General features: G+C 65.5%; 24 protein-coding genes, 2 tRNA genes and 1 pseudogene. 23 read left to right on the top strand and 4 right to left on the bottom strand.

Going from position 1 to position 22,375, the window contains the following annotated elements:
• The first annotated feature begins 35 nt into the window (after positions 1–35).
• A complete protein-coding gene (gene lysA / locus ACSSV8_RS10335; RefSeq protein ID WP_354538709.1) occupies positions 36–1,301 on the top strand; it encodes a diaminopimelate decarboxylase in 1,266 nt (421 codons plus the stop codon).
• 39 nt (positions 1,302–1,340) lie between these two features.
• On the top strand, positions 1,341–3,920 hold the full coding sequence (locus ACSSV8_RS10330; RefSeq protein ID WP_454282379.1) for a TIGR02302 family protein: 2,580 nt from the start codon (positions 1,341–1,343) through the stop codon (positions 3,918–3,920).
• Between the two features lie 180 nt (positions 3,921–4,100).
• Here the strand turns inward: ACSSV8_RS10330 and ACSSV8_RS10325 are convergent, their stop codons facing one another.
• Complete coding sequence (locus ACSSV8_RS10325) at positions 4,101–4,925, bottom strand: zinc-ribbon domain-containing protein (protein WP_454282378.1); 825 nt, start codon at positions 4,923–4,925, stop codon at positions 4,101–4,103.
• 164 nt (positions 4,926–5,089) lie between these two features.
• Between ACSSV8_RS10325 and ACSSV8_RS10320 the strand changes: the two genes are divergently transcribed.
• The 9 genes from ACSSV8_RS10320 to ACSSV8_RS10280 all read left to right on the top strand — a co-directional run bounded on the left by ACSSV8_RS10320 (position 5,090) and on the right by ACSSV8_RS10280 (position 11,578).
• On the top strand, positions 5,090–5,767 hold the full coding sequence (locus ACSSV8_RS10320; RefSeq protein WP_454282377.1) for a cell division ATP-binding protein FtsE: 678 nt from the start codon (positions 5,090–5,092) through the stop codon (positions 5,765–5,767).
• An 8-nt stretch (positions 5,768–5,775) separates the two neighbouring features.
• Positions 5,776–6,669, top strand: a complete 894-nt coding sequence (locus ACSSV8_RS10315; RefSeq protein WP_454282376.1) for a cell division protein FtsX — start codon at positions 5,776–5,778, stop codon at positions 6,667–6,669.
• On the top strand, positions 6,666–7,394 hold the full coding sequence (locus ACSSV8_RS10310) for a lysophospholipid acyltransferase family protein (RefSeq protein WP_454282375.1): 729 nt from the start codon (positions 6,666–6,668) through the stop codon (positions 7,392–7,394). The genes ACSSV8_RS10315 and ACSSV8_RS10310 overlap by 4 nt, the downstream gene beginning before the upstream one ends.
• 141 nt (positions 7,395–7,535) lie before the next feature.
• The gene (locus ACSSV8_RS10305) at positions 7,536–7,673 is read left to right on the top strand and encodes a hypothetical protein (protein WP_354538703.1); all 138 of its coding nucleotides are present in this window, start codon (positions 7,536–7,538) and stop codon (positions 7,671–7,673) included.
• Positions 7,674–7,848: 175 nt separating this feature from the next.
• Complete coding sequence (hisC, locus tag ACSSV8_RS10300; protein WP_454282374.1) at positions 7,849–8,934, top strand: histidinol-phosphate transaminase; 1,086 nt, start codon at positions 7,849–7,851, stop codon at positions 8,932–8,934.
• Positions 8,931–9,848, top strand: a complete 918-nt coding sequence (locus tag ACSSV8_RS10295; protein ID WP_454282373.1) for a prephenate/arogenate dehydrogenase family protein — start codon at positions 8,931–8,933, stop codon at positions 9,846–9,848. The genes hisC and ACSSV8_RS10295 overlap by 4 nt, the downstream gene beginning before the upstream one ends.
• The gene (locus ACSSV8_RS10290; protein WP_354538700.1) at positions 9,845–10,444 is read left to right on the top strand and encodes an extensin-like domain-containing protein; all 600 of its coding nucleotides are present in this window, start codon (positions 9,845–9,847) and stop codon (positions 10,442–10,444) included. Before ACSSV8_RS10295 ends, ACSSV8_RS10290 begins: the two co-directional genes overlap by 4 nt.
• A gap of 94 nt (positions 10,445–10,538) precedes the next feature.
• A complete protein-coding gene (locus tag ACSSV8_RS10285; RefSeq protein ID WP_354538699.1) occupies positions 10,539–10,871 on the top strand; it encodes a hypothetical protein in 333 nt (110 codons plus the stop codon).
• A gap of 266 nt (positions 10,872–11,137) precedes the next feature.
• A complete protein-coding gene (locus ACSSV8_RS10280; RefSeq protein ID WP_454282372.1) occupies positions 11,138–11,578 on the top strand; it encodes an MmcB family DNA repair protein in 441 nt (146 codons plus the stop codon).
• Here ACSSV8_RS10280 and ACSSV8_RS10275 read toward each other — a convergent pair.
• On the bottom strand, positions 11,573–11,761 hold the full coding sequence (locus tag ACSSV8_RS10275; RefSeq protein ID WP_354538697.1) for a DUF6324 family protein: 189 nt from the start codon (positions 11,759–11,761) through the stop codon (positions 11,573–11,575). The two genes, ACSSV8_RS10280 and ACSSV8_RS10275, sit on opposite strands and share 6 nt — an antisense overlap.
• 115 nt (positions 11,762–11,876) lie before the next feature.
• Here ACSSV8_RS10275 and ACSSV8_RS10270 point away from each other — a divergent pair.
• Positions 11,877–11,953, top strand: a tRNA-His gene (locus ACSSV8_RS10270).
• Positions 11,954–12,020: 67 nt separating this feature from the next.
• Positions 12,021–12,188: pseudogene (locus ACSSV8_RS10265) on the top strand (hypothetical protein); the annotation flags it as partial.
• On the opposite strand, the gene ACSSV8_RS10260 reads toward ACSSV8_RS10265, so the two are convergent.
• A complete protein-coding gene (locus ACSSV8_RS10260) occupies positions 12,158–12,925 on the bottom strand; it encodes a GntR family transcriptional regulator (RefSeq protein ID WP_354538696.1) in 768 nt (255 codons plus the stop codon). The pseudogene ACSSV8_RS10265 and the gene ACSSV8_RS10260 sit on opposite strands and share 31 nt — an antisense overlap.
• 223 nt (positions 12,926–13,148) lie before the next feature.
• Here ACSSV8_RS10260 and ACSSV8_RS10255 point away from each other — a divergent pair, with 223 nt between their 5' ends.
• The 6 genes from ACSSV8_RS10255 to ACSSV8_RS10230 all read left to right on the top strand — a co-directional run bounded on the left by ACSSV8_RS10255 (position 13,149) and on the right by ACSSV8_RS10230 (position 18,556).
• On the top strand, positions 13,149–14,336 hold the full coding sequence (locus ACSSV8_RS10255) for an ABC transporter substrate-binding protein (protein ID WP_454282371.1): 1,188 nt from the start codon (positions 13,149–13,151) through the stop codon (positions 14,334–14,336).
• A 105-nt stretch (positions 14,337–14,441) separates the two neighbouring features.
• The gene (locus ACSSV8_RS10250) at positions 14,442–15,311 is read left to right on the top strand and encodes a branched-chain amino acid ABC transporter permease (protein WP_354538694.1); all 870 of its coding nucleotides are present in this window, start codon (positions 14,442–14,444) and stop codon (positions 15,309–15,311) included.
• A 4-nt stretch (positions 15,312–15,315) separates the two neighbouring features.
• Entirely contained in the window at positions 15,316–16,302 is a 987-nt protein-coding gene (locus tag ACSSV8_RS10245) for a branched-chain amino acid ABC transporter permease (protein ID WP_354538693.1), read from the top strand.
• Positions 16,299–17,081 carry an ABC transporter ATP-binding protein gene (locus tag ACSSV8_RS10240; RefSeq protein ID WP_354538692.1) on the top strand — a complete coding sequence of 261 codons (783 nt, stop codon included), beginning with the start codon at positions 16,299–16,301 and terminating at the stop codon, positions 17,079–17,081. The genes ACSSV8_RS10245 and ACSSV8_RS10240 overlap by 4 nt, the downstream gene beginning before the upstream one ends.
• 3 nt (positions 17,082–17,084) lie before the next feature.
• Complete coding sequence (locus tag ACSSV8_RS10235; RefSeq protein WP_354538691.1) at positions 17,085–17,807, top strand: ABC transporter ATP-binding protein; 723 nt, start codon at positions 17,085–17,087, stop codon at positions 17,805–17,807.
• 8 nt (positions 17,808–17,815) lie between these two features.
• Positions 17,816–18,556: an aspartate/glutamate racemase family protein gene (locus ACSSV8_RS10230; protein WP_354538690.1), complete on the top strand. Its 741-nt coding sequence runs from the start codon at positions 17,816–17,818 to the stop codon at positions 18,554–18,556.
• A gap of 210 nt (positions 18,557–18,766) precedes the next feature.
• Here ACSSV8_RS10230 and ACSSV8_RS10225 read toward each other — a convergent pair.
• A tRNA-Thr gene (locus tag ACSSV8_RS10225) sits at positions 18,767–18,841 on the bottom strand.
• 221 nt (positions 18,842–19,062) lie between these two features.
• Between ACSSV8_RS10225 and ACSSV8_RS10220 the strand changes: the two genes are divergently transcribed.
• The 4 genes from ACSSV8_RS10220 to hisD all read left to right on the top strand — a co-directional run bounded on the left by ACSSV8_RS10220 (position 19,063) and on the right by hisD (position 22,334).
• On the top strand, positions 19,063–19,227 hold the full coding sequence (locus ACSSV8_RS10220; RefSeq protein ID WP_354538689.1) for a hypothetical protein: 165 nt from the start codon (positions 19,063–19,065) through the stop codon (positions 19,225–19,227).
• Positions 19,228–19,233: 6 nt separating this feature from the next.
• Positions 19,234–20,502 carry a UDP-N-acetylglucosamine 1-carboxyvinyltransferase gene (gene murA / locus ACSSV8_RS10215; RefSeq protein ID WP_354538688.1) on the top strand — a complete coding sequence of 423 codons (1,269 nt, stop codon included), beginning with the start codon at positions 19,234–19,236 and terminating at the stop codon, positions 20,500–20,502.
• Complete coding sequence (locus ACSSV8_RS10210) at positions 20,499–20,969, top strand: DUF2948 family protein (RefSeq protein ID WP_454282370.1); 471 nt, start codon at positions 20,499–20,501, stop codon at positions 20,967–20,969. Before murA ends, ACSSV8_RS10210 begins: the two co-directional genes overlap by 4 nt.
• A gap of 63 nt (positions 20,970–21,032) precedes the next feature.
• A complete protein-coding gene (hisD, locus tag ACSSV8_RS10205; protein ID WP_454282369.1) occupies positions 21,033–22,334 on the top strand; it encodes a histidinol dehydrogenase in 1,302 nt (433 codons plus the stop codon).
• The last annotated feature ends 41 nt before the right edge of the window (positions 22,335–22,375 follow it).

Raw genomic sequence — 22,375 nt, 5'->3', positions numbered from 1 at the left:
TGGATATTTCTGGCAAGATGAAGCGGGGCTAGGGCTTGGATCATTTTATCTACCGGGGCGGTGTGCTGCATGCCGAGGAGGTGCCGCTGCCGGAGATCGCGGCAGCGGTGGGCACACCGTTCTATTGCTATTCCACCGCGACGCTGGCGCGGCATTATCGCCTCTTCGACGAGGCGCTGACGGGGATGGATCATCTGGTGTGCTACGCCATGAAGGCGGCGAGCAATCAGGCGATCTTGCGCACGCTGGCGGCGCTTGGCGCGGGGATGGATGTGGTTTCGGGCGGGGAATATGCCCGCGCGATCGCGGCGGGCGTGCCGGGGGAGCGGATCGTGTTCTCGGGCGTGGGCAAGACGCGTGAGGAAATGCGCGTGGCGCTGATCGGCGGGATCCGGCAGTTCAATGTCGAGAGTGAGCCCGAGCTGCGCGTGCTGAGCGAGGTGGCGGCAAGCCTTGGCAAGGTTGCCCCGATCACCATCCGGGTCAATCCGGATGTGGACGCGAAAACCCATGCCAAGATCGCCACCGGCAAAAGCGAGAACAAGTTCGGCATTCCGATTTCTCGCGCCCGCACCGTTTATGCCGAAGCGGCCCGACTGCCGGGGCTGGAGGTGGTTGGTATCGACGTGCATATCGGCAGCCAGTTGACCGAGCTTGCGCCCTTTCGCGCTGCCTATGAGAAGGTGGCCGAGCTGACCCATGCGTTGCGCGCCGATGGTCATGACATCCGCCGTCTCGATCTGGGGGGGGGCTTGGGTATTCCCTATACCCGCTCGAACGAGGCCCCCCCCCTGCCCACCGAATACGGCGCGCTGATCCGCGAGGTGCTGGGGCATCTGGATTGCGAGATCGAGATCGAGCCGGGTCGCCTGATCGTCGGCAATGCCGGCGTGCTGGTGAGCGGGGTGATCTACGTGAAAGAGGGCGAGGGGCGCGATTTTCTCATTCTCGACGCGGCGATGAACGACCTCATTCGCCCGGCCATGTATGATGCGCATCACGATATCGTCCCGGTGATCGAACCCGCGCCGGGGGTAGAGCACCGCCCCTATGACGTTGTGGGGCCCGTCTGCGAGAGCGGCGATACCTTCGCGCGCGCGCGCCAGATGCCCCCGCTGGCGGCGGGCGATCTGGTGGCGTTCCGCAGCGCCGGGGCCTATGGCGCGGTGATGGCGAGCGAATACAACACACGGCCCCTGATCCCCGAGGTTCTGGTGAACGGGCGTGACTTTGCCGTGATCCGTGCGCGTCCAAGCTTTGACGAAATGCTGAATCGCGATACCATCCCCGAGTGGCTCTGACGCACGGCGCGTCAAGGGCCGGATAGGAGCGGTGACGCGATGACCGAGCAAGGCGAGCTTCTGACCCCGATTCTGGCGCGGTTGCGCCGGGTTCTGTGGCTGACCTGGGCGGGACTGCTTGCCGAGCGGCTGGTGCGCGCCTTCTGGCCTTTGTGGAGCGTGCTGGCGGCTGGGGCGGCGGCGGTCTTGCTGGGCCTGCACGAATTGGTGCCGCTGGCGGTGGCACAGGCGGCGGCGGGCGTCATCGCGCTGGCGGCGATGATCTTTGGCGTTCGGGGCTGGCGGCGCTTTCAGTGGCCCGCGCACGCCGAGGCGCTGGCGAGGGTCGATGCGGTGATGCCGGGGCGGCCCCTGGCGGCGCTGGGCGATGTGCAGGCGGTGGGGGCGGGCGATGCCGCCTCTGCCGCGCTCTGGCGCGCGCATCAGGCGCGCATGGCCGCTCGGGCGCAAGACGCGCGCGCCGTCTCTCCCGATCTGCGGCTGGCGCGGCGCGACCCTTACGGGATGCGATACGTGGCGCTTCTGGCGCTGGTGACGGGGTTGGTCTTTGGGTCGGTCTGGCGCGCGGGCACCGTGGCACAGATCGTGCCGGGGGCGGGCACGGGCGCGGCGCTGGCCTCTGGTCCGGCATGGGAAGGCTGGATCGAGCCGCCCGTCCATACCGGCCTGCCGAGCCTTTACCTGGCTGATCAGGGTGAGACGCTACAGGCTCCGGCAGGCAGCCGGGTCACGCTGCGTTTCTACGGCGAGGTGGGGGCGCTGCGGCTGGAAGAGACGGTTTCGGGCGAGCCTGTTGCCACGCCGGAGGCACCCGAGCAGAGCCTGACCATCGCGCGCGACGGGGAGATCACGATTGCCGGTCCGGGCGGGCGCGGCTGGCGGGTGACGGCGGTGCCCGACACCGCCCCCGAGGTGGCGATCATCGAGGGCGAGGCCAAGACGACCTTTGACGGTCAGATGAGCCAGCCCTTCGAGGCGCGCGACGATTACGGCGTGACCGGGGGCGCGGCGGTTTTCGCGCTCGACATGGACCGGCTCGAGCGTCGGCATGGTCTGGCGGCGGACCCCGAGCCGCGCGAGGCGATCACGCTCGATCTGCCGCTGCCGCTGACCGGCAACCGCGCGGACTTCACCGAGACGCTGATCGAGAACCTTTCGGAACACCCTTGGGCGCATCTGCCGGTCACGCTGCGGCTGCGGGTCACGGATGCTGCGGGGCAGGACGGGCTTTCCGACCCGGTGGACATGGCCCTCCCCGCGCGGCGCTTTTTCAACCCTTTGGCGGCGGCGGTGATCGAACAGCGGCGCGACCTTTTGTGGACCCGCGACAACGCCGCGCGCGTGGCGCAGGTGCTGCGGGCGGTGTCCTACAAGCCGCGCGAGGGGCTGTTTCGCTCCGAGAAAGCCTATTTGCGGCTGCGGGTGATTCTGCGGCAACTGGAGGCGAAGGCGGTCGAAGGGCTGGATGAGGCGGGGCGTGACGAGATCGCGCAGGCGCTGTGGGATCTGGCGCTGCTTCTGGAGGATGGCGATATCGGCGACGCGCTGGAGCGGATGCGCGCGGCGCAGGAGCGGCTGAGCGAAGCGATGAAGAACGGTGCCACGCCTGAGGAAATCGCGCGCCTGATGCAGGATCTGCGCGACGCGACGCAGGACTATCTGCGCCAGAAGATGGCCGAGGCACAGCGCGAGGACGAGGAGGGCGGCAGCCAGCAAAGCGCCGAGAACATGATGCAGATGAACCAACAGGATCTGCAGGACATGATGGACCGCATCCAGGAATTGATGGAACAGGGCCGCTTTGCCGAGGCGCAGCAGGCGCTGGAGGAATTCCAGCGCATGATGGAGAACATGCAGGTCACCCAAGGCCAGGGCCAGTCGGAGGGCCAGCAGGCGATGGAGGGTCTGGCCGAGACGCTGCGCGAGCAGCAGGGCCTGTCGGATCAGGCGTTCCGCGATCTTCAGGAACAGTTCAACCCCAATGCGCAGCGCGGTCAGTCGCAGGGCAATGAGGGCCGGTCGGGCGGCGACGGGCGCGGCCAGAGCCATGACGGTCAGCAGGGTCAGGGCGGCGGTGAAGGCGGCGCGCAACCCGGCGGGCAGGGTCAGGATCAGGCCGAGGGCAATGAGGCCGGATCGCTTGCGGAGCGGCAGGAGGCGCTGCGCCGCGAGCTGGAGCGTCAGCGCGGCGGGTTGCCGCAACTGGGCGGCGAGGCCGGACAGGCCGCACGCGACGCGCTGGAACGTGCCGAGCGGTCGATGGAAGGGGCCGAAGAGGCGCTGCGCAACGACGATCTGGCGGGCGCGCTGGGCGAGCAGGCCGACGCCATGGAGGCGCTGCGCGAGGGGATGCGCAACATGGGCGAGGCGATGGCGCAGCAGGGCCAGCCGGGCGGTCCGGGCAGCGAGCGCGGTCAGCCGGGCATGGCGCAGGCCGATCCGCTGGGCCGCGAGCGCGGGCAGGGCCGCAACGCGGGCACGCAGGACAACCTGCTGCAAGGTGACGACGTCTATCGCCGCGCGCGCGACCTGCTTGATGAGATCCGCCGCCGCTCGGGCGAGGGCGCGCGCCCGGATGTGGAGCTTGAGTATCTCAAGCGGCTGCTGGAGCGGTTCTAGAGCATGTTGCTCAAAAGCGGGAACCGGTTTTGAGCTTCTCGAACATGCGAAATCAATAAGTTAGAGTGTGTCGTGTGAATTCGAATGAACGCGACACGCTCTGGACGGTCAGTTCCGGCGTGGGACCGGTTGGACCGACACGCAGCCCGGAATGGGGCGATGCGGAAGATCAGTCAGACGCTACCCCCGCCCGATGATCCCTGCGACCGCCTGTGACAGCAACCCCCGCAGAGCATCCACCGCAGCGACATATTGCGCAACCGGGCGTTCCAGACCCGGTGCCATGGCGGTGATGGTCGGGGCCATGAGATAGACAATGAGCGCGACCACGCAGGTGATCACCGCGAGGCGAAAGCCGGTGCGAAAGCCGCTCTTGCGAGGCGTGGGCAGCGCCTCTTCGGGCAGGATGGGGGGGCGCACGACGGCACCATTGTCTTCGTGCGCCGAGAGCGAGGAATTGATTTCGTCGATATCGGGGAAAAGGTTGCGCCGCGAGGGCGGGTCGATCTCTTCGGGCGTGGTGTCCTCGGGAGGGGGCTCTGGCCGGGTCGCGCCGCCGCGCAGCCGCTCCATGCGCGAGCGGGCCTGTTGGCTGCGTTCGTCGGAGGCGGGGGCGTCAAGCCCGAGATCGGGCTGGGTCTCAAGCCGGTCGCCTGCCTCGGACGCGCGCGCGGCGCGCTCGCGCTCGGCCTCTTCGCGCAGGATTTCGGCAATCTCGGGGTCGATGCGGCGTTGCGCGGCGGGGGGCGGCCCCGGCTGTCGCGGCGGTTCGGGGGCCGCTTCCGGCGGGGATACAGGCACGGCCTCGGGGACCGGCTCTGGCTCCGGTTCACGCTCTGGCGCAACCGCCCCTGGCTCCGGTTCCGTGTCGTCCGGGGCATGGTCGGCATGATGCTGAAACCACGTATTGCCGCAGTTCGAGCATTGCACATCGCGGCCCGACACAGGGATGACCGCGTCGGGCACCTCGTATTGTGCCCCGCAATTCGGACATGTCAGCCTCATTTCACCCCCTGCCGCCTGTTCCGCTTCTTGGGTTGTGCTCGTTGTTAAGGACCATAAGCGCTTCACCGCTCATGGAAAAGGACAAAGCGAATCACGCGTGCAGTGATTGCACATGTGTGGCCTCTGGGGCATGAAGGGGGCTGCTGGACACAAGGGGCGGTGCGGTGATCGAGCTTGAATCTGTGGCCTATTCCTATGGCGGGGGAGAGTTGCTTGGCGATGTGTCGCTCTCGCTTGCGCCCGGCTCGTTCCATTTCCTTACCGGGCCGTCCGGGTCGGGCAAGACGACGCTGCTGAAGCTGTGCTACGGCGCGTTGGTGCCAAGTGCCGGCACGGTGCGCCTGTTTGCGCAGGACCGGCGCGAGATGACACGCGACGACGTGGCCATGGCGCGCCGCCGCATCGGGGTGGTGCATCAGGATTGCCAGTTTCTGGATCATCTGAGCGTCGCGGACAATATCGCGCTGCCGCTGTCGGTTTCGGGGCGCGACCTGTTGGCCGAGGAGCCGAACCTGCGCGAACTGGTGGGCTGGGTCGGTCTCAAGGAGCGCGCGCAGGCCCTGCCGCCGGAACTGTCGGGTGGAGAACGTCAGCGCGCGGCGCTGGCGCGCGCGGTGATCATGTCGCCCGATGTGGTGCTGGCGGACGAGCCCACCGGCAACGTGGACTGGGAGATGTCGCAGCGCCTGCTGCGCCTGCTGATCGAACTGAACCGCATGGGCAAGACCATCCTTATCGCCACGCATGATCTGGCGCTCATCCGCGCGGCCAAGGCGCATGTGCAGACGCGGGTGCTGCGGATCGCGTCGCGGCGGTTGCAATTCGCGGGGGCGGACCTTTGAGGCTCGACATGAACGCGGTGCGGGGGATGCTTGCGGGGGACGCGCAGGCCGACCGGGTCGTGCCACCCACCGGGTTCACGGCCTGGCTCACGCTCTTCAGCGCGGGGGCGATGGCGTTTCTCGCGGTCTTCGCGCTGGCGCTGTCGTTGGCGACGGGGCGGCTTGCGGATCGCTGGGGCAACGAGCTTGCGCGCACCGCGACCGTGCGCATCTCGGCCCCGGAGGCGCAGATGGCCGCGCAGACCGCCGCGGCGTTGCGGGTGCTCGAGACGACGACCGGCGTGGCGCGCGCCCGCGCGCTTTCGGATATCGAGCAGGCGGCGCTGCTGGAGCCGTGGTTCGGCCCGGGCCTGCCGCTCGATCAACTGCCCATTCCCCGCCTGATCGAGGTGATCGAGACCGGCGCGGGGTTCGACGCGCAGGGCCTGCGGCTGCGGCTGGCGGCCGAGGTGCCGGGTGCCGTGCTTGACGATCACACCCGCTGGCGCGAGCCGCTGGCGCGGGCGGCGGGGCGGCTGCGGCTGCTTGGGCTGGTCGCGCTTGGCCTCATTGCGGCGGCGACGGCGGCGATGATCACGCTGGCGGCGCAGGCCGCCCTTGCCGCCAATGCGCAGGTAATCAGCGTGTTGCGGCTGGTGGGGGCGCAGGACGGCTATATCGCGCGCGCCTTCGTGCGCCGCTTTGCCGCGCGCGGGCTGGCGGGGGCGGCGATCGGCACGGTTCTGGGCTGTCTGGCGATTCTGGCGCTGCCTGCGGCGCAGGTCGAGGGCGGGTTTCTGACGGGCCTCGGCTTTCAGGGCTGGCACTGGCTCTGGCCCTTCGTCATTCCGCCGCTCGCGGGGCTGGTGGCCTTTGGGGCGACGCTGACCGCCGCGCGCCGCACATTGGAGGAAATGCCATGAGATATGTCGTGCAATGGGTGCGCTCGCTGCTTTTCGTTTGCCAGATGTATGTCATGCTGGGGGTGATCGGCATTGGCTTTCTACCCTGGGCCCTGCTCAGCCCGCGCGGTGCCCTGGCGGCGTGCAAGAGCTATTGCCGCTGGGTGTGCTGGACCGCCGGCTGGATGGTGGGCTTGAAGACCGAGGTGCGCGGCACGCCGCCCTCGGGCGCGGTGCTGGTCGCTGCCAAGCATCAGAGCTTTCTCGACATCCTGATGATCTTCGGCAGCCTGCCCTCCGGCAAGTTCATCATGAAGCGCGAATTGATTTGGGCACCCATCGTTGGCCAATACGGGTTGCGCATCGGCTGTGTGCCGGTGGACCGGGGCAAGCGCGGCGCGGCGATCAAGAAGATGGTGGCCGACGTCGCGCGCGGGCTGGCGCGGCCCGGTCAGCTCATCATTTTCGCCCAGGGAACGCGGGTGGCGCCGGGAGATGTGCGCCCCTACAAGATCGGCACCGCCGTTCTCTATGAGCAACTGGGGCAGACCTGCCACCCGGTTGCGACCAATGTGGGCGTGTTCTGGCCCAAGCGCGGCATCTACCGCAAGCCGGGGGTAGCGGTGATCGAATACCTGCCCGAGATCGCCCCCGGTCTTGAGAAGCACGTGTTTCTCGCGCGGCTGGAGGAGGAGGTGGAGACCGCCTCGAACCGGCTCATGCGCGAGGCGGGCTTTGCCGTGTGACCCGCTTGGATTGCGGCGAAAGAAAGTCTTACTCTGCCCGATATTATCCCGGTTTTGTCAAATCACGGCCTCAAACCGGGAGCATCGTTGCCTTAACCGAAACAATGCCCAAGGCGGCAATCGAGCAAAAGGACAAGGCAGATGAAACAGCGGTGGCTCAAATCCGTGGTGAAACACAGCAACGAGGCGGCCCCCGCCCTGCCCTATCACCGCGCGGCCCGGCAGGCCCGGCGGCGCGCGCAGTTGTTCGAGTTGCTGCGCAGCCTCAAGACCGCCTGATCGCGCGCCGCGATTGACGTGCGCTTGGCCACCGGCGCACCGTCATCCCCCCGAAAGCGGTGGTCTACCGTCGGCATGAGACCCGAGGGCCACAGGGCCCCTTTGGTGGCAGTTTCAATCTTTCCTTGCCCCGCGCCCGAGGCTAGATACGGGAACGGCCAAGGAGAGACCTGCCATGACCCAGATCGCGCCGCAACCCGGCATCCTCGACATCGCCCTTTACGAGGGCGGTGCCTCGCATGTGGAGGGTGTGGCCAATGTGGTCAAGCTCAGCTCCAACGAAAACCCGTTCGGCCCCTCCGAGGCCGCCAAGGAGGCGTTCCGCCGCGCGGCGTTCGATCTGCACCGATACCCGTCCACCGATCACGCTTCGCTACGCGCGGCCATCGCCGAGGTTCACGGGCTTGATCCCGCGCGTATCGTCTGCGGTGTGGGCAGCGACGAGATCATTGCCTTTCTCTGCCAGTGCTATGCCGGTCCCGGCGATGAGGTGATCCATACCGAGCATGGCTTTGCCATGTATCGCATCAGCGCGCTGGCCAATGGCGCAACCCCGGTCGAGGTGCCCGAACGCGAGCGCGTGACCGATGTGAACGCGATCCTTTCCGCCTGCACCGAGGCCACGCGACTGATCTTTGTCGCCAATCCCAACAACCCCACCGGAACGATGATCGGCGAGGCAGAATTGCGCCGTCTGGCCGAGGGGCTGCCCGACCGCGCGCTTCTGGTGATCGACGGGGCCTATGCCGAATATGTCGAGGGCTATGATGGCGGCGCAGCGCTGGTCGAGGCGCGCGAGAACGTGGTGATGACGCGCACCTTTTCCAAGCTTTACGGGCTGGGCGGGCTGCGCGTCGGCTGGGGCTACGGGCCGGGGCATGTCGTCGATGTGCTCAACCGGGTGCGCGGGCCGTTCAACCTCTCGAGCGCGGCGCTTGCCACCGCCGAGGCGGCGATACGCGATACCGCCTGGGCCGAGAAATGCCGCGAGGAGAACACCCGCCTGCGCGCCTGGCTGGCCGAAGCGCTGGCCGAGCATGGCGTGCCCTCCGACACATCGACCGCGAATTTCATCCTGGCCCGGTTTGGCAACCGCGAGGAGGCCGAAGCCTGCGACGCCTACCTGCGCGCCGAGGGGCTGATCGTGCGGCGCGTGGCGGGCTACAAACTGCCCAACTGCCTGCGCATCACCGTGGGCGACGAGCCTGCCTGCCGCCGCGTCGCCCATGCCGTTGGGCAATTCAAGGCAGGCGCGCGATGAGTGTCCTTTATGAACGGGTCGCGTTGATCGGGCTGGGGCTCATTGCCTCGTCCATGGCCCATGCGATGCGCCGCGCGGGTGTCGCTGGCGAGATCACGGGCTATGCCCGCACCGCAGAGACCCGTGCAATCGCGCGTGAGATCGGCCTCTGTGACCGCGTCTGCGACAGCGCCGCCGAGGCCGCGACGGGCGCGGATCTTGTGGTGCTCTGCGTGCCGGTGGGGGCCATGGGCGCGGTCGCTGCCGAAATCGGCCCGGTGCTGAAACCGGGGGCCACGGTCAGCGATGTCGGCTCGGTCAAGAAAGCGGTGATCGAGGCGGTGGCGCCGCATCTGCCCGACACCGTGCATTTCGTCCCCGCGCATCCGCTGGCGGGGACCGAGCATTCCGGGCCACGCGCGGGCTTTGCCGAGCTTTTCGACAACCGCTGGTGTCTCATCGTGCCGCAGGAGGGCAGCGACCGCGCCGCCGTCGAGCGGCTGGAGGCGTTCTGGCAGGCGCTGGGAAGCCATACCGACGAGATGGATGCCGAGCATCACGATCTGGTGCTGGCGGTGACCTCTCATGCGCCGCATCTCATCGCCTATACCATGGTGGGCGTGGCCGACGATCTGCGCCGCGTGACCGACAGCGAGGTGATCAAGTATTCCGCCGCCGGTTTCCGCGATTTCACCCGCATCGCGGCCTCGGACCCGACCATGTGGCGCGACGTGTTTCTCAACAACCGTCAGGCGACTTTGGAGATTCTGGGCCGCTTCACCGAAGAGCTTTTCGCGCTGCAACGCGCCATCCGTACCGGCGACGGCGATCACCTGCACGCCTATTTCACCCGCACCCGCGCGATCCGTCGCGGCATCATCGAGGCTGGTCAGGACGTGGACGCGCCCGATTTCGGGCGGGCGAAAAAGGCATGAGGTCCGCGCTTGCCCTCGCCCTCGCCCTCATGGCCACCTCTTGCGGGCGCGGTGACACTGAGGTGAGCCGCGCAGGAGAATTGTGCGGCGTGCCGGGTCTCTCGGGCACGGTCTCGGGCCTTGTCCCCGATCAGGTCCCGGGCTGCGGGGTCGAGCGCGCGGTGCGCCTCGAAGCGGTGCATGGTGTGCGCCTCAGCCAGCCTGCCACGCTCGATTGCCCGACCGCGCGCAGCCTCGGCCAATGGGTGCGCGAGAGCGCGCAGCCGGAGGTGGGGCGCATGGGGGGCGGGCTTGTGGGCCTGCGCGTGCCGGCGCATTACGTCTGCCGCACCCGCAACCACCAAAGCGGCGCGCGCATCTCCGAACACGGCAAGGGCCGCGCCATCGACATCGCCGCGCTGCAACTGCGCGATGGTTCGGAAATCTCGGTGCTCGAGGATTGGGACCGGGGGCAGAAGGGGCGCATTCTCAGACGCTTGCATCGCGATGCCTGCGGGCCGTTCGGCACGGTGCTCGGCCCCGAATCGGACCGTCACCACCGCGATCACTTTCATTTCGATACCGCGCGGCACCGGGGCGGGCCCTATTGCCGCTGAGCGGAGGGCCGCTGTCCGGGTCACATCCGCATTTCAACGCTTGTAATTCATTCTTAACGTCTTAGGCTTATGTGCGGAGTAACGGAGGTCCGCCATGCCCAAGCTCATTCGCCTCTACATCACGCAGGTTGCCATCGGCTTTGGCCTCGCGGGCGTCTTTGTGGCCATGCTCCTGTGGTTCAACATCGCCAATCTCTGGCATCTCGTGACCCATTCGGACAAGGGCGTGCTGGCCGTGCTGATCCTCTGGCTGGCCAACGGTATCGTCTTTGCCGGGGTGCAATTCGCCATTGCCGTGATGCGGATGAAGGATGATGACGATGACGAGCCGCGCGGCGGCCACCGTCAGCGCGTGATGCGGCGCGAGTATGCGACCATCCCCGTGCGGGTGGAGGCCCGCAACCGGACGCCGTGGCGCGGGCAGTAATCCCGCGTTTTTCATGGTGTTGCCGGAGGGTGTGACGGGCCCGCCGCAGCCGTTCGGTGTTCTCATTCCCGAGGACCTGTATATACAGGTGGGCGTCGGGTAACCGGACCAGGATCCGGACAGAGCCAACTCCCTCGGAATTGCTTAAGGCCACTGGAATGCAACCGTTGTCGAGAAGAGCAGCACCCGTCACATCGCAGAAGTAGGCGTTTGCAGGTCCCACGACAAGGGGTTGCGCACGTTCGTGTTCTGTTCATAATTTCACCATGGCACACCCCCTCCGCCCCCGCCTGCCCGGTCAGCGCCTTGCGCGCGGCGTCTGTCGGCACCTCTCCAGCCTCGATTTCGCGGCACTGGAGGAATTCGTTCCCGAACGCGGGCGGCGTGTCGATGTCATGGCGCTTGGGCCCAAGGGAGAGATCTGGGTGGTGGAATGCAAATCGAGCCGCGCCGATTACCTCGGCGATGGCAAGTGGCAGGGCTATCTTGACTGGTGTGACCGGTATTTCTGGGCGGTGGATGCGGATTTCCCTACCGACCTTCTGCCGGAAGGCACCGGCCTCATCATCGCCGACGATTACGATGCCGAAATCCTGCGCATGGCTCCCGGGACGCGGCTGGCACCGGCGCGCCGCACAGCCCTCATCCGGCGCTTTGCCCGCGACGCCGCGCGCCGGGTTCAGCGCCTGAGCGATCCCGGCCTATGACCCCTTGCGCCGCGCCGCAGCCGCGGCGGCACGCAGTTCCTCGGCGATCTCCTCGGCCTCTTCCGGGTCGAAATCCATGGGTATCTCGAGGCCTTGCGCCTCGATGAACAGCCGCACCATGCCCTGATCCGTCGGTCCGATCTGAAGATTGGCCTCGATGTCGCGCTCGGTATTGATGCCCATGGCCGCCTCCTCGATCTGCGAAGTTTGCTAGCGGGTTTGTCCATGGCTGACAAGGGCCGCAGGCGTCAGAACGGGCTTGCAATCACAGAGCGGTAAAGTTAAATCGCCCTCCAGTGCCGCCTTAGCTCAGTTGGTTAGAGCGCTGGATTGTGGATCCAGAGGTCCCCTGTTCAAGCCAGGGAGGCGGTACCAAAAAACAAATCAAAAATCAGTAAATCAACTTGAGGCGCTAGAGATCGAGCAGCAGCGCGCGCCAGCCTTGCTTGCTTTCGCAAAAGCCATCCGTCATCGCCAGAAGCTCCTTTCGGCCATATTGAGAGACCGACACAGGCCGCAAACAACGTTCGGTCTCACGCTTGCGCGCATTGGCACGTGTGCCCGCCAGCGCGATTTCGATCACGACCCGTTGGCGAAATTCTTCAATTCCTTCGGCGCGGCCGTCTGGCTTGTGACCGAACCGGAGAAGGATGGTGACCGCAGAACGCTGACCAGATCGGAGCCGGAGTCAGGGGTCTTGGTGAAGTCCAGATTGCGTCGGATCGTCTCGAGATGCGCCCTTGCGAGGTCTGACGCGCGAGAGGCATCGCGCGCCTCGATGGCGTCGAGGATCGTTTCATGCTCGTCCTCGCGGCAGCATGATGCCGGCCCCGATCCGAACATCGCCACGATAAGCGATGTCCGCGTCACCAGTTCGCGCAGGGTGCGGGTGAGAAAGCCATTGCCGGACACGGTTGCGATGAGAACATGAAACTCTCCCGACAGACGGATGATTTCCTGCCTGTTCTCGGAGGCTCGCGCGCTTTTTTCCTTGGCGACATGATCGCGCAATGTCCTCAGGCCCGCCGCGTCGTAGCGCTGTGCCACCTGGGCTGTCAGGCTTGGCTCGATATGGATGCGGGCCTCGAAAATCTCGTCGGCATCCCTTTGGTCCGGGCTCGCCACAAAGGCCCCGCGGTTCGAGCGCAATTCGACAATGCCCTGGCTCGCCAGCAGCAAAAGCGCTCGGCGGGCGCGCATCCGCCCGACACCGAAACTCTCGCAGATGGTGGCCTCGCTCAGCTTGGTTCTGGGCGCGAGGGCCTGCTGCATCACCGCGCTGTAGATCCGGTCAACGATCCTGTGTTCGTCGTCAAGCGAAGAATCCGCATCCCGAATGTGCCGCACGCTCAAAGCTCTGGACCCCCGCTGGCAGAGTTACGCATGTGCCTAAAAAAGACACCAACCGCGCAAGAGGTCAACACGGAGCCTCTCGATTGTGTTGTCCGCGCGATATTTTTGTTGACATGTATTGTTAACAATACTTCCCTGTTACCAGCCTGCACCGAAGAATAGGTTTGTGAACCCCGGCACAGAGGCGATCGGGTCACGCTCAACAGAGGAGAAAGTCATGAAACGCAGAACGATATTGAAATCCACCATGGCGGCGGTTGCGCTCTCGGCGCTGACGAGCACCGGCGCGCTGGCCGAGAATCCGACGCTCAAGATCGGCTTTGTCGGGGTCACGAGCGGCCCGGCGGCGGCCTGGGGCATTTCCAACCAGCGCTCGATGGAGACGCGCGCCGCCTGGATCAACGAGACCGGCGGCTATACCATCGGCGACACCACCTATGACATCGAAATCGTGTCGTTTGACGATCAGAAAGACCCCAAGCGCGCGATCGCGGGCATGGAAAAGATGGCGCAGGAGGGCATTCACTACGTGGTCGGGCCGAACGTGGATGACGGTGCCGCCGCCGTGCGTCCGGTGGCCGAGGCCAATGGCATCATCTATTTCCCCTATGCCTTTCCCAAGGAGCTATACACGCCCCCCGCCTCGAACGCCGTCCTGGGCATGGTGGCCAATTACCAGTCCGGGCCCGCGATCTACAAATACCTGATGGAAAACGAGGGCGTGAAAACGGTGGCGTTCATCGCGGCCAACGAATCCGACCCCCTCAGCCAGCGTGACGGCGGTGTGGCCGCCGCGAAAGAACTCGGTCTTGAAGTGGTTTCGGACAGCGTGACCTATCAGGTGGACACGACCGATTTCACCCCGGTGCTGACGCCGGTGATGCGGACGCGGCCGGATCTGCTGGTGCTGTCGGGCGTATCGCCCGCCAATGCGCCGCAACTGATCCGCTCAGCGCGCGAACTGGGCTTCCAGAGGATCATCTCGACCGAAACCGCGCAGGATGCGCAGGTGTTGCAAGAGGGTGCGGGCGAGCTGGCCAACGGTTTCATCTCGGTCGGCGGAGCCTCCACGCCCGAACTTGCCTCGGACATGATGCGCGACTTCGTGACGCGCTATACCGATATGTTCGGCGAATACAACGACGAGTCCAACACCAAGGTCTATGCGCTCGAATACATCCTCGAGACGCTCAAGGCCAACCCGGCCGGGATTGGTGATGTCGAGGCGTTCAAGGCGACAATGGACACGTTCGAGGCCCCCAACCCCTACATGGTGGGCGATGCAAAGCTGCGTTACGTCGGCATGACGTCCTTCGGGCAAAAGCGTCAGGTGGCGGTGCCGCTGGTCGTCAACGTCTACCGCGATGGCGGGTTCGAGACGCTGTTCGTCGCCGAGGTCGACTGAGCGGCGCGCGCCCTCCCGGTCGGGTGTCATGCCCGGCCGCAGACATGCTCATCTCCGGGCCGCGCCATGGCCCGGAGCGGACACTGACAAACCGGCGGGGACGGCATGGAACAAATTCTTGCGAACGGGGTCTATCTGGGCGCGCAATACGCGATGATCGCCCTCGGGCTTACGCTTATCTTCGCGCTGATGAACGTCCTCAATTTTGCCCATGGGCAAATGTATGTTCTCGGCGGTTTTGTCACTTACACGTTCTACGGGCAGCTTGGCTTTCCGTTTGTCGTGGGGCTGCTGATGTCTTGCGTCACGCTGTTCGTTCTGGGCGCGTTGATCGAGAAATTCCTCTTCGGGCCGGTGATCCGACGATCCTCGCGCGAAGAAAGCACGATGCTTCTGGCCGCAGGGCTCGCGTTCCTGTTCGATGCGGTGATCCTGCTTGTTTTCGGCGAAAAACAGCGCGGCGTGCCCAAGATCGTTGATGGCGTGTTCAACTGGGATTTCCGCCTGATCATGCCCTATGACCGCATCCTGATCTGCGGTCTGGCGATCCTGTCGATTGTCGGATTCATCCTTTTCATGCAGCATTCCAGAACCGGGCGCGCCCTGCGCGCGCTGGCTCAGGACCGCACGGCGGCGCAGTTGATGGGTGTCAATGTCGAGCGGTATTCGATGATCGGCTTTGCCCTGGGCGCGATGCTCGCGGGGCTGGTCGGCGGGCTTCTGGTCACCATCACCGGGGTCAATCTCGGGATGGGGGGGCCAACCTCGATAAAGGCCTTCATGATGGTGATGATCGGCGGCGCGGGCGTCATTTCGGGCGCTATCGCGGGCGGCATCATCCTCGGCTTTCTCGAGGCGATCGGCCTGGCCGTGCTCTCGCAATATGGCGACATTACCTATCTGATGATCTTCGTGTCGCTGATGATCTTCCTGGCCTTCCGCCCGCAAGGGCTGATGGGCAAGCCGTGGGGGTGAGGGGATGCTGAACCTGTCGAAAACCGAATGGGTCGGTCTGTCGGTGTTTCTGGCCCTGGTGTTCGTCGCCGTGCCCATGACCATCGCCGCCATGGGGCGCAACGACCTGTTCTTCACGTTGACCTCGGTCGGCCTGTTGGCCATCGCAAGCGCGGGGGTGTGGCTGACCTTCTATATCGGTCGGATCAATATCGGACAGGGTGCCTTTGCGCTGATCGGGGCCTATGTCTCGGCTATCCTGGTGACCAAGGCGGGGATGTCCTTTTGGCTGTCACTGCCGATTGCGGGGCTTTTCGCCGCCTTTTGCGCGGTGTTGATCGGTCTGCCGATCCTGCGGCTTCGGGGGGTTTACTTTGCCATGATCACCCTTGTTCTGACGCAGGTCGTCACGCTGACCGCTCTGGCGCTGCCAATCACCAACGGGGCCAAGGGCATCACCTCGATCCCGCTGCCGGGGGAGTTGTCGGTTCTGGGGATCACGCTCATCCCCGATTTCGCGGACCTCGAGAGTCCGCGGCAGGCGTTCTACTACACCACCGCCGTGCTGATGGTGCTGACTTTCGCGGCGATGTATCGGCTGGTCAATTCGCGGCTGGGCCATCTGTGCCGGTCGATGCAGCAAAACGAGGAACTGGCCAGCTCCATCGGCGTCAACATCGCCTATATCCGGATCGTGATTTTTGCCATTTCGTCCTTTTTCGGCGGCATCGGCGGGGCGATGTTCGGCTCCATCGCGCAATCGGTCTACCCGTCCAGCTTTCAGGTCGCCGATAGCGTCAACTTCATGCTCAACTGCTTTCTCGGCGGTCTGGGCTATGTGTTCGGGCCGATGCTGGGGACATTGGTGCTCTATTTCGGGTGGGATCTGCTGTTCGAGTTCGGCAAATACCAGATGCTGATCTATTCCAGTCTGCTGATCGTGCTGATCCTCGTTCTGCCCAACGGGCTTTTGAGCCTGCGTCTGCCGAAACGGGGAGGGTCGGGCAAATGAGCGCGCTTCTCGAACTGCGACACGTCACCAAGAAATTCGGCGGGCTGACGGCCAATAACGACATCTCCTTCGACGTGCACGAGAACGAAATCCTGTCGGTGATCGGCCCCAATGGCGCGGGCAAGTCGACCCTGTTCAAGATGATCTCGTCCTTTCTGCCCACCACGAGCGGCGAGGTGCTTTACAACGGCGAGCGGATCTCGAACCTCAGCCCGCATATCGTGGCGCGCATGGGCATTGTGCGCACCTTTCAGGAGACAACGATCTTCAAGTCGATGACGGTGCGCGAAAGCGTCATCGTGGCGCAGCACCTGCGCGCGCGGGCGTCTCTGGCCGGGTATTTCTGGGGCACGCGCCGCGCGCGCGAGGATGTCGAGAGCTTTGGCAACTATGCCGATGACTTGATCGACTTTCTCGGGATGCGCGCGATTGCCGATGAGCAGGCGTCGAACCTGCCGCAGGGCAACCTGCGCGCGCTCGGCATCGCCATCGGTCTTGCGACCGATCCGAGGGTTCTGCTTCTGGACGAGCCTTTTGCCGGAATGAACCACGACGAGACCATGAAAATGGTCGATCTGGTGCGCAAGGTGCGCGACGAACGCGGCGTGACCGTGCTTCTGGTCGAGCATGACATGCCCGCCGTGATGAAGATCTCCGACCGGATCGTCGTGCTCAATTTCGGCGAAAAGATCGCCGAGGGCACGCCCGAGGAGATCCGCAACAACGAGCGCGTGATCGAGGCCTATCTGGGCAGTGCCGATGACGAGATAGGGATCTGAGCCATGGGCAAGATGCTGGAATTCCGCGATGTCGAGCTTTATTACGATCATGTCTATGCGCTCAAGGGTGTCTCCATCGACCTTGAAAAGGGTGAGACGGTCGCGCTGATCGGGGCAAACGGGGCAGGAAAATCGTCGATTCTGCGCGCGATCACCGGGCTGGCGCGGCCCCGCTCGGGCAGCGTCCATTTCGAGGGTGAGCGCATTGATGGCACCAACCCTGCCGATATCGTCGCGCGTGGCATCGCCATGGTCCCCGAGGGGCGCCGTGTCTTTCCTTATATGAGCGTGCGCGACAATCTCATGATGGGGGCGTTCACGCGGGGCAGGGATGCGGACATTCAGGACACGCTCGACAGCGTTCTTGCTCGCTTTCCGCGGCTCAGGGAACGCTACAAGCAATCGGCCGGCACGCTGTCGGGCGGTGAGCAGCAGATGATGGTGATCGGGCGCGCCCTGATGGCGCGGCCGCGCCTCCTGCTGCTTGACGAGCCGTCGCTCGGGATCGCGCCAAAGCTGGTGCAGGATATCGCCCGCTCGATCGTGGCGATCAACCGCGACGAGGGGGTATCGGTGCTGCTGGTCGAACAGAACTCGCGCATGGCGCTGTCGATCTCGACCCGGGCCTATGCGCTCAGCACCGGCAAGGTGGTGATCGAAGGCAACTCGCGCGAGTTGCTGCACGATGACCGGATCAAGGCCGCCTATCTTGGCGGCGACGTCTAGGGGGCGGCATGAAACTGTTACTGATCAACCCGAACACGACCGTCTCGATGACCCGCAAGGCCGAGCTTGCCGCGCGCCGGGTGGCGCGTCCCGACACGCAGGTGATCGCCACCAACTCGCGCTCCGGCCCGCCGAGCATCGAGGGCTTCTACGATGTCGCGGCCTGCCTGCCCGGCCTGATCGAGGAGGCGCGGCGACACCCGGATGTCGATGCGGTCGTCATCGCCTGTTTCGACGATACCGGGCTGGACGCGCTGCGTTGCCTCTTCGATGTGCCGGTGATCGGGATCGGTGAGGCGGGCTATCACGCGGCGGCCATGCTCGCGCATCGCTTTTCGGTGGTCACGACGCTCAGCCGGTCGGTGGCGGGCATTTCGGACAATCTGCGGCGCTACGGGCTGGATGCGAAGTGCGCCAGTGTCCGAGCAACCGATATTCCCGTCCTGAAGCTCGAGGAGGGCGACCCGGCCAGCCTTGATCAGATTCGATCCGAGATCGCGGCGGCCATTGCGCAGGACAAGGCCGAGGCAATCGTGCTTGGCTGTGCCGGCATGGCGGACCTCATGCAGGATCTGTCCGCCGAGTTCACCATTCCGGTGATCGACGGGATCGCCTGCGCCGTCGGCATGGCCGAGGCGCTTGTTTCGGCTGGACTGGCCACGTCAAAGCGCGGGGCCTATGCGCCTGCGGTCATCAAGCAGTGCAGCGCGCGTATACCCGACGAAAGTCCCCTGCTTGAAGGCACCTGACCTTTTCAGCTCGCTTGAGACAGATCCGGCAGCCCTGAAATGGTTCGGGCACTCGGTTGGGTCGTAGAGGTCGCAAATTTGGCCGATTGCTTGCTACCCCACGATTCCGGGGGGCGGTTCTGCATCTGGCCGGGCGTGTTGGGGTGGTGCGGGGTAACAGGCCGGAGATTTCGGACGTTTTGCCCAACCGCTTGACTTACTTCGGGAGAATGGTGCTGTGAGAGAGGATTGAACTCTCGACCTCTCCCTTACCAAGGGAGTGCTCTACCACTGAGCTACCACAGCCTAACCCATTCCAGAACTCCACTCGGGGCGATGCCCCGGGCCAACCGTGCTCTGGAAAGCTCTTCAGGTGTTGCCGTCTTGCCATCAGGAATGCGTCCTTGTTCGGAAAAACGCCACCTCTGCGCAACAGCAACAGTATGTGGCGGGCTGATTAGACGCTTCTCGTCCCTCGTGCAAGGGGTAACTGGACGCAATTTCGCCCCTGCTATAAGAGAGGCTTCATGACCGAAAAACGTCCCGAAAAACGCCCCGCCGCCAGTGCCGCTCTCCGGGAGGAGAGGCTCAAATCCGCGCTAAAGGCCAATCTGGCGCGGCGAAAGGCGCAAGCCCATGCGCGGGGCACGGCTCAGGACGGGGCCGTTACAAAGAACAAGAACGAGGACTAGAGCAGCATGGATTCCATCATCGTCACGGGCAATGGCCCGCTCAGCGGGCAGATCCCGATTGCCGGGGCCAAGAATGCCTGTCTCACGCTCATGCCCGCGACTCTTCTGAGCGAAGAACCGCTGACGCTGACAAACGCGCCGCGCCTGTCGGATATCAAGACGATGACCACGCTTTTGCAGTCGCTGGGGGCGGAGGTGGCACAGATGCAGGGCGGGCAGGTTCTGGCGCTGTCCTCGCACGATCTGAACAATCATGTCGCCGATTACGACATCGTCCGCAAGATGCGCGCCTCGATCCTCGTGCTGGGGCCGATGCTGGCGCGGGACGGGCACGCGGTGGTCTCGCTGCCCGGTGGCTGTGCCATCGGCGCGCGCCCGGTCGATCTGCATCTCAAGGCGCTCGAGGCGATGGGGGCGGAGCTGGAACTGCGCGACGGCTATGTTCATGCCAAGGCCCCCGGCGGCCTCAGGGGCGGCACGGTCGAGTTCCCCTTCGTTTCGGTCGGGGCCACGGAAAACGCGCTCATGGCGGCCACCCTGGCCAAGGGCACGACCGTGCTGAAAAACGCCGCGCGCGAACCGGAAATCGTCGATCTTGCGCAATGCCTGCGCAAGATGGGCGCGCAGATCGAGGGCGAGGGCACGTCCACCATCACCATTCAGGGCGTGGACCGGCTTGGCGGCGCGACCCATGCGGTTGTCCCGGACCGGATCGAGCTTGGCACCTATATGCTGGCGCCCGCGATCTGCGGTGGCGAGGTGGAATGCCTCGGCGGGCGGATCGAGCTTGTCGCCGCCTTCTGCGAGCGGCTCGACGCGGCGGGCATCTCGGTGGAAGAGACCGCCACGGGCCTCAAGGTCGCGCGCAGGAATGGCCGGGTGCGCGCGGTCGACGTGGTCACCGAACCGTTTCCCGGATTTCCCACCGATCTTCAGGCGCAGATGATGGCGTTGCTGAGCACGGCGGACGGCGTTTCGGTGCTTGAGGAGCGTATTTTCGAGAACCGCTTCATGCACGCCCCCGAACTCATGCGCATGGGGGCGCGGATCGAGGTGCATGGCGGATCCGCCACCGTCACCGGCGTCGCGCATCTCAAGGGTGCGCCGGTGATGGCCACCGATCTGCGCGCCTCGGTCTCGCTCATCCTTGCGGGGCTGGCGGCGGAGGGCGAGACCATCGTAAACCGAGTCTACCACCTTGATCGCGGCTACGAGCGGGTCGAGGAAAAGCTGAGCGCCGTCGGCGCGAAAATCGAGAGGATCAGCGGCCAATGACACGCGATGCCACCTTCGAGGACGGGCGCGAAACCCCGCTCAATCTGGGCGCGCTCGCCCCCGACGATTTGCAGGTGATCTCGGGCCTTGCACAGGACGCGGTCTTTCCGATCACCGAAATGACCTGGGTGGCGCGCGACCGCCGCTTTGCGCTGCTCATCAATCGGTTCCGCTGGGAGGATGCCGCGCGCGAACGCCACGGGCCGGAGCGTGTGCAATCACTGCTTGTGATCGACAACGTGCTGAGCGTGGCCAGCCAGGGGATCGACCGCTCGGACAGCGACACCGTGCTGTCGCTGCTGTCGCTCGCCTTCGAGCCGTCAGGGGACGGTGCGGGCCACGTGATCCTGACGCTGGCGGGCGATGGTGCGATCCGGCTTTCGGTCGAGGCGCTCGAGGTGTCGCTCAAGGACGTGACCCGCCCTTACCGCGCGCCCTCGGGCAAGGTGCCGCAGCACGATATCTGAACACCGACAGGGCTTGAGCCTGATCCGCGCCCCGGCTATCCCGCCTGTCCAAAGGAGCCGTCCATGCCCGTTACCCTTGACGCGTCCCAGCCTGATTTCGAGGCTCGTTTCATCGCGCTGCTCTCGGCCAAGCGCGAGGACAGCCCCGATGTGGACGCGACCGTGGCCGCGATCATCGCCGATGTGCGCGCGCGCGGCGATGCGGCGGTGATCGAACTGACCGAAACGTTCGACCGGTTGACCCTCACGCCCGGGACCCTGCGGTTTTCCGAGGCCGAGATTGACGCGCTCATCGCGCAGGTGCCGCAGGCAGAGCGCGACGCGCTTGATCTGGCCGCGGCCCGCATCCGTGCCTATCACGCGCGCCAGATGCCGCAGGACGCAAGCTGGACCGAGGAGAACGGCGCCACGCTCGGCTGGCGCTGGTCGCCCGTCACGGCGGCGGGGCTATACGTGCCGGGTGGGCTGGCCTCTTACCCCTCTTCGGTTCTGATGAACGCGATCCCGGCCAAGGTCGCGGGTGTCGAACGCCTGGCCATCACCGTGCCCACGCCGGACGGTCAGGCCAATCCGCTGGTGCTGCTCGCGGCGCGGCTGGCCGGGGTGGACGAGGTTTACCGCATCGGCGGGGCGCAGGCCATCGCGGCGCTGGCCTATGGCACCGAAACCATCGCACCGGTGGACAAGATCACCGGGCCGGGCAATGCCTATGTCGCCGCCGCCAAACGGCGGGTGTTCGGCCGCGTCGGCATCGACATGATCGCAGGGCCGTCCGAGATACTAGTCATCGCCGACAAGGGCCAGAATCCCGACTGGATCGCCCTCGACATGCTGAGCCAGGCCGAGCATGACGCAAGCGCGCAGGCTCTTCTCATCACCGACGATGCGGCGCTCGCGCGCGACGTGGCCACCGCCATCGAGGCGCGGCTCGAGACGCTGGAGCGGCGCGCCATCGCCGGCGCAAGCTGGCGCGATTATGGCGCGATCATCACCGTGCCGGACCTTGCCACCGCCGCCACCCTGTCGAACCGCATCGCCCCCGAACATCTTGAGCTTTGCGTGACCGACCCGGACGCGCTGTCGGCGCGGATCACCCATGCGGGCGCGATCTTTCTGGGCGCATGGACGCCCGAGGCGATCGGCGATTACGTGGGCGGGCCGAATCACGTGCTGCCCACGGCACGCTCGGCGCGGTTCTCCTCGGGCCTGTCGGTGCTCGATTTCCTCAAGCGCACCACGCTGGCGAAAATGACCCCCGAGGCGCTTGCCGCCATCGGCCCCGCCGCCGAGACATTGGCCCGCGCCGAGAGCCTCGAGGCGCATGGCCTTTCGGTGCGCGCGCGGCTCGATCATCTCAACCGCTGAGGGCAATGGGCGCGCTGACAGGCATCGGTGGTTTGCGCCCT

It is taken from the genome of Roseovarius sp. MBR-79, from assembly GCF_053628555.1.
The sequence above is the reverse complement of the archived record's forward strand: the minus strand, read 5'-3'. Positions and strand labels throughout refer to the sequence as shown.

Excerpts from the sequence above, each read along its gene's own strand:
- ACSSV8_RS10330 (WP_454282379.1), top strand. The coding sequence starts at position 1,341 with ATGACCGAGCAAGGCGAGCTTCTGACCCCGATTCTGGCGCGGTTGCGC.
- ACSSV8_RS10325 (WP_454282378.1), bottom strand. The coding sequence starts at position 4,925 with ATGAGGCTGACATGTCCGAATTGCGGGGCACAATACGAGGTGCCCGAC.
- ACSSV8_RS10315 (WP_454282376.1), top strand. The coding sequence starts at position 5,776 with ATGAACGCGGTGCGGGGGATGCTTGCGGGGGACGCGCAGGCCGACCGG.
- ACSSV8_RS10310 (WP_454282375.1), top strand. The coding sequence starts at position 6,666 with ATGAGATATGTCGTGCAATGGGTGCGCTCGCTGCTTTTCGTTTGCCAG.
- ACSSV8_RS10305 (WP_354538703.1), top strand. The coding sequence starts at position 7,536 with ATGAAACAGCGGTGGCTCAAATCCGTGGTGAAACACAGCAACGAGGCG.
- hisC (WP_454282374.1), top strand. The coding sequence starts at position 7,849 with ATGACCCAGATCGCGCCGCAACCCGGCATCCTCGACATCGCCCTTTAC.
- ACSSV8_RS10295 (WP_454282373.1), top strand. The coding sequence starts at position 8,931 with ATGAGTGTCCTTTATGAACGGGTCGCGTTGATCGGGCTGGGGCTCATT.
- ACSSV8_RS10290 (WP_354538700.1), top strand. The coding sequence starts at position 9,845 with ATGAGGTCCGCGCTTGCCCTCGCCCTCGCCCTCATGGCCACCTCTTGC.
- ACSSV8_RS10285 (WP_354538699.1), top strand. The coding sequence starts at position 10,539 with ATGCCCAAGCTCATTCGCCTCTACATCACGCAGGTTGCCATCGGCTTT.
- ACSSV8_RS10280 (WP_454282372.1), top strand. The coding sequence starts at position 11,138 with ATGGCACACCCCCTCCGCCCCCGCCTGCCCGGTCAGCGCCTTGCGCGC.
- ACSSV8_RS10275 (WP_354538697.1), bottom strand. The coding sequence starts at position 11,761 with ATGGGCATCAATACCGAGCGCGACATCGAGGCCAATCTTCAGATCGGA.
- ACSSV8_RS10255 (WP_454282371.1), top strand. The coding sequence starts at position 13,149 with ATGAAACGCAGAACGATATTGAAATCCACCATGGCGGCGGTTGCGCTC.
- ACSSV8_RS10250 (WP_354538694.1), top strand. The coding sequence starts at position 14,442 with ATGGAACAAATTCTTGCGAACGGGGTCTATCTGGGCGCGCAATACGCG.
- ACSSV8_RS10245 (WP_354538693.1), top strand. The coding sequence starts at position 15,316 with ATGCTGAACCTGTCGAAAACCGAATGGGTCGGTCTGTCGGTGTTTCTG.
- ACSSV8_RS10240 (WP_354538692.1), top strand. The coding sequence starts at position 16,299 with ATGAGCGCGCTTCTCGAACTGCGACACGTCACCAAGAAATTCGGCGGG.
- ACSSV8_RS10235 (WP_354538691.1), top strand. The coding sequence starts at position 17,085 with ATGGGCAAGATGCTGGAATTCCGCGATGTCGAGCTTTATTACGATCAT.
- ACSSV8_RS10230 (WP_354538690.1), top strand. The coding sequence starts at position 17,816 with ATGAAACTGTTACTGATCAACCCGAACACGACCGTCTCGATGACCCGC.
- ACSSV8_RS10220 (WP_354538689.1), top strand. The coding sequence starts at position 19,063 with ATGACCGAAAAACGTCCCGAAAAACGCCCCGCCGCCAGTGCCGCTCTC.
- murA (WP_354538688.1), top strand. The coding sequence starts at position 19,234 with ATGGATTCCATCATCGTCACGGGCAATGGCCCGCTCAGCGGGCAGATC.
- ACSSV8_RS10210 (WP_454282370.1), top strand. The coding sequence starts at position 20,499 with ATGACACGCGATGCCACCTTCGAGGACGGGCGCGAAACCCCGCTCAAT.
- hisD (WP_454282369.1), top strand. The coding sequence starts at position 21,033 with ATGCCCGTTACCCTTGACGCGTCCCAGCCTGATTTCGAGGCTCGTTTC.